This is a genomic window from Leifsonia sp. Soil_N53 (assembly GCF_057655165.1).
Genome location: NZ_JBDGMM010000002.1, coordinates 1 through 3,217, shown reverse-complemented (window position 1 = coordinate 3,217; position 3,217 = coordinate 1). Strand labels below are relative to the sequence as shown.

The window sequence follows — 3,217 nt, the reverse complement described above, 5'->3', positions numbered from 1 at the left end:
CTGTCTCCGCAGCGCCGTCGCCGGCTGCGCCGTTCCCGTGCGGTCTGCACCCTCGTCCTGGTCGCCGGGCTGGCGGGTGTCGCCGCCGGCGGCGCGCTGCTGCTCGCGACCGGAGCCTGGCTGCTGCCCGCCGCGTCCGTCGTCGTCACCGTCACCGCTCTCGGGATGCTCAGCCGGCTCTCCCGCGCGTCCCGGGCCGTGCCCGCGCCCGTCCCGTTCGTCCCGGCGGCGCCCGCATCGCCTGCGCTGTACGACGACGCCAAGCACGACCTCCCGGTTCAGGAGGCCCTCCGGCAGAGCTGGACGCCGCGCCCGCTCCCGAAGCCGCTGCACCTATCGCCCGGCACCGTGGCCGCAGCCGCGATGGCGTCGGTGGACGCCGCCGCCGAGCTGCGCCGCGCGGCCGCCCGCGCCGACTTCGAGCGGAAGGTCACCGCCGTCGCCGAGGCGGCGCCCGCCGTGCCCGCGCCCGTGCTGCTGCGTCCCGTCGCTGTGGCGGCCCCCGTCGCTCCAGAAATGGCGCCCGCCGTGCGCTCGGCAGCGGTCGTGGAGGCCGTCCCGAACGCGTACTCGGCCATGGGGATCGTCGGCTCCGTCGACGACGGCGCGCTCGACCTGGACGCGGTCCTCCGCCGCCGCCGGGCAGCGAGCTGAGCCCCGCTCGATTTCGAATCGGCACCGCGAGAGTGCTATTGTTTCTAAGCAGTTCCCCGGGGCTATGGCGCAGTTGGTAGCGCGCTTCGTTCGCATCGAAGAGGTCAGGAGTTCGAATCTCCTTAGCTCCACCACACCGAGAAGGACCGCCAGAATGGCGGTCCTTTTTCGTTGTCCGGTGAGGTCCGGTCACACCACCAGCATGATCGCGAGCACCACCATCAGGACCGCGATACCGGCATCCAGCACGCGCCACGCCACCGGCCGTGCGAACACCGGGGCGGCCACCCTCGCGCCGAAGCCGAGCAGCACGAACCAGAGCAGGCTCGCGGTCGCCGCGCCCGCGCCGAACACCCAGCGCCCTGGATCGCCGTGCGTCGCCGAGAGCGAGCCCAGGAGCAGCACGGTGTCGAGGTACACGTGCGGGTTGAGCCAGGTGATCGCGAGGCAGGTCGCGATCGCCGCTGCGAGCGTCCCGCCGCCCGCGGTCGCCGCCGTGAGCGTGCTCGGTCGGACCGCCCGGACGGCGGCGAACACCGCGTAGCCCAGCAGGAACGCGAACCCGGCCCAGCGCACGATCTCGAGCGCCAGCGGCGCCGCCTTCACCAGCGTCCCGATGCCGGCGACGCCCGCCGCGATCAGCGCGGCGTCGCTCGCGACGCAGATCGCGACGACCGCGAGCACGTGCTCGCGGCGGAGGCCCTGCCGGAGGACGAACGCGTTCTGCGCGCCGATGGCGATGATGAGGGCGGCGGCCGAGCCGAGCCCGGTCAAGTACACGGAGAGCACCATTCGACGATAGGGAACGAACTCCCATCAGTACAGCTTGATTTTCTTACCAACCATTAGCATTGCTGTCGATGGATGCCTCCACCGAGCAACTCCGGACCCTGGCCGCCGTGATCGACCACGGCACGTTCGACCGTGCCGCGGCGGCGCTGCACATCACGCCCTCCGCGGTGAGCCAGCGGATCAAGTCGCTGGAGGAGCAAAGCGGCCGCGTGCTCGTCCGGCGCAGCAAGCCGATCCAGGCGACCGAGGCCGGCGCGGTGCTGCTGCGGCTCGCCCGTCAGGTCGCGCTGCTGGAGGCCGAGGCCGCGGCCGAGCTCGGCGGCGGCGACGGCGCTGCGGGCGCCACCCCGATCCCGCTGGTCGTCAACGCGGACTCGCTCGCGACCTGGGTGCTGCCGGCGCTCGCGACCGTCGAAGGTGCGGTGTTCGACATCACGCTCGACGACCAGGAGCACACCATCGACCGGCTGCGCGACGGGACGGCGATGGCGGCCATCGGCTCCGACCGGGAGCCGGTGCAGGGCTGCGTCGTCAGCGCCCTCGGCGCGATGCGCTACCGGCCCCTCGCCAGCCCGGGCTACGTGGAACGCTGGTGCCCGGACGGCTGGGACGCCGACCGGGCGGCCGTCGCGCCGATGCTGGTCTACAACCGCAAGGACACCCTGCAGGACCGCTATCTCGCCCGGTTCGCGCCGTCCGCCCGTCCGCCGCGGCACTTCGTGCCTGCGTCGACGGAGTTCGCCGGCGCCGCACTGCTCGGGCTCGGCTGGGGGATGCTGCCCGACCTCCAGGCGGCCGAGGCGATCGCCGACGGCCGGCTCGTCGAGCTCGATCCACTGGGAGCTGTGGACGTCCCGCTGTACTGGCAGCAGTGGTCGCTGCACTCGGCCGCGCTCGACGCCGTCGCCACCGCGATCGCCCGCGCCGCGGCCGTCGCGCTGCGCCCCGCCTGACGTCCGCGCCCGCGCGTCCGCGGCAGGGTCAGAGGGCGGCTGGGTCAGAGCGCGGCAGAGTCAGAGCGCGTCTGGCCGGAGGTCGAGCCGCCGGAGGAGCTGCGCGTTGAGGGCGACGACGATGGTCGACAGGGACATCAGGATGGCGCCGACCGACATCGGCAGCACGAACCCGATCGGCGCGAGCACGCCGGCCGCGAGCGGCACGGAGATCAGGTTGTAGCCAGCCGCCCACCACAGGTTCTGCTTCATCTTGCGGTAGCTCGCCCGCGACAGCCGGATCACCGACAGCACCGAACGCGGGTCGTCGCTGGCGAGGATGACGCCGGCCGAGGCGATGGCGACGTCCGTGCCCGCGCCGATTGCGATCCCGACATCCGCCCGGGCCAGCGCCGGGGCGTCGTTGACGCCGTCGCCGACCATCGCCACGGTGCGCCCCTCGGCCTGGAGTCCCGCGACGGTCGACTCCTTGTCCTCGGGCCGGACTCCCGCGAACCAGCGGTCGATCCCGAGCTCGCCCGCGACCGAGGCGGCCACGGCCTCCGCGTCGCCGGTGATCATCACGACCTGGATGCCGCGCTCCTGCAGCGCCGCCACCGCCTGCAGCGACTCCTCGCGCACCTCATCGGCGAGCCGGAGCGCGCCGACGGTCCGGCCGTCGACCAGCACGTGCAGGATGATCGCCCCCTCCGCCCGCCAGGCGGCGGCGATGTCGCGTTCGGCGGCGCCGCGCAGCTCCAGGAGCGCGGGCCCGCCGACCTCCACCCGCAGGCCGTCGACGTCCGCGGCCACGGCGACCGCGGGGGAGGCGGTGAAGT

Annotated in this window: 3 protein-coding genes, 1 tRNA gene and 1 pseudogene; 3 read left to right on the top strand and 2 right to left on the bottom strand. The window is 73.6% G+C overall.

Annotated features, from left to right (window positions below; all coding sequences use genetic code 11):
* Both AC3A3H_RS00035 and AC3A3H_RS00030 read left to right on the top strand, forming a co-directional pair.
* Positions 1-654 (top strand): annotated as a pseudogene (locus tag AC3A3H_RS00035) (hypothetical protein); the annotation flags it as partial.
* A 58-nt stretch (positions 655-712) separates the two neighbouring features.
* Positions 713-788 (top strand) — tRNA-Ala (locus tag AC3A3H_RS00030).
* 55 nt (positions 789-843) lie between these two features.
* On the opposite strand, the gene AC3A3H_RS00025 is transcribed toward AC3A3H_RS00030, so the two are convergent.
* Positions 844-1,446, bottom strand: coding sequence for a LysE/ArgO family amino acid transporter (locus tag AC3A3H_RS00025; RefSeq protein WP_487612486.1), 603 nt, complete (start codon positions 1,444-1,446; stop codon positions 844-846).
* Between the two features lie 68 nt (positions 1,447-1,514).
* Here AC3A3H_RS00025 and AC3A3H_RS00020 point away from each other — a divergent pair, with 68 nt between their 5' ends.
* The gene (locus AC3A3H_RS00020) at positions 1,515-2,399 is read left to right on the top strand and encodes a LysR family transcriptional regulator ArgP (protein ID WP_487612485.1); all 885 of its coding nucleotides are present in this window, start codon (positions 1,515-1,517) and stop codon (positions 2,397-2,399) included.
* A 60-nt stretch (positions 2,400-2,459) separates the two neighbouring features.
* On the opposite strand, the gene AC3A3H_RS00015 is transcribed toward AC3A3H_RS00020, so the two are convergent.
* Positions 2,460-3,217: HAD-IC family P-type ATPase (locus AC3A3H_RS00015; RefSeq protein WP_487612484.1), on the bottom strand; the 758-nt coding region annotated here is incomplete at its 5' end.

Bases quoted from the DNA above. Each gene is read 5' to 3' on its own strand.
- AC3A3H_RS00020 (WP_487612485.1), top strand. From the start codon at position 1,515: ATGGATGCCTCCACCGAGCAACTCCGGACCCTGGCCGCCGTGATCGAC.
- AC3A3H_RS00025 (WP_487612486.1), bottom strand. From the start codon at position 1,446: ATGGTGCTCTCCGTGTACTTGACCGGGCTCGGCTCGGCCGCCGCCCTC.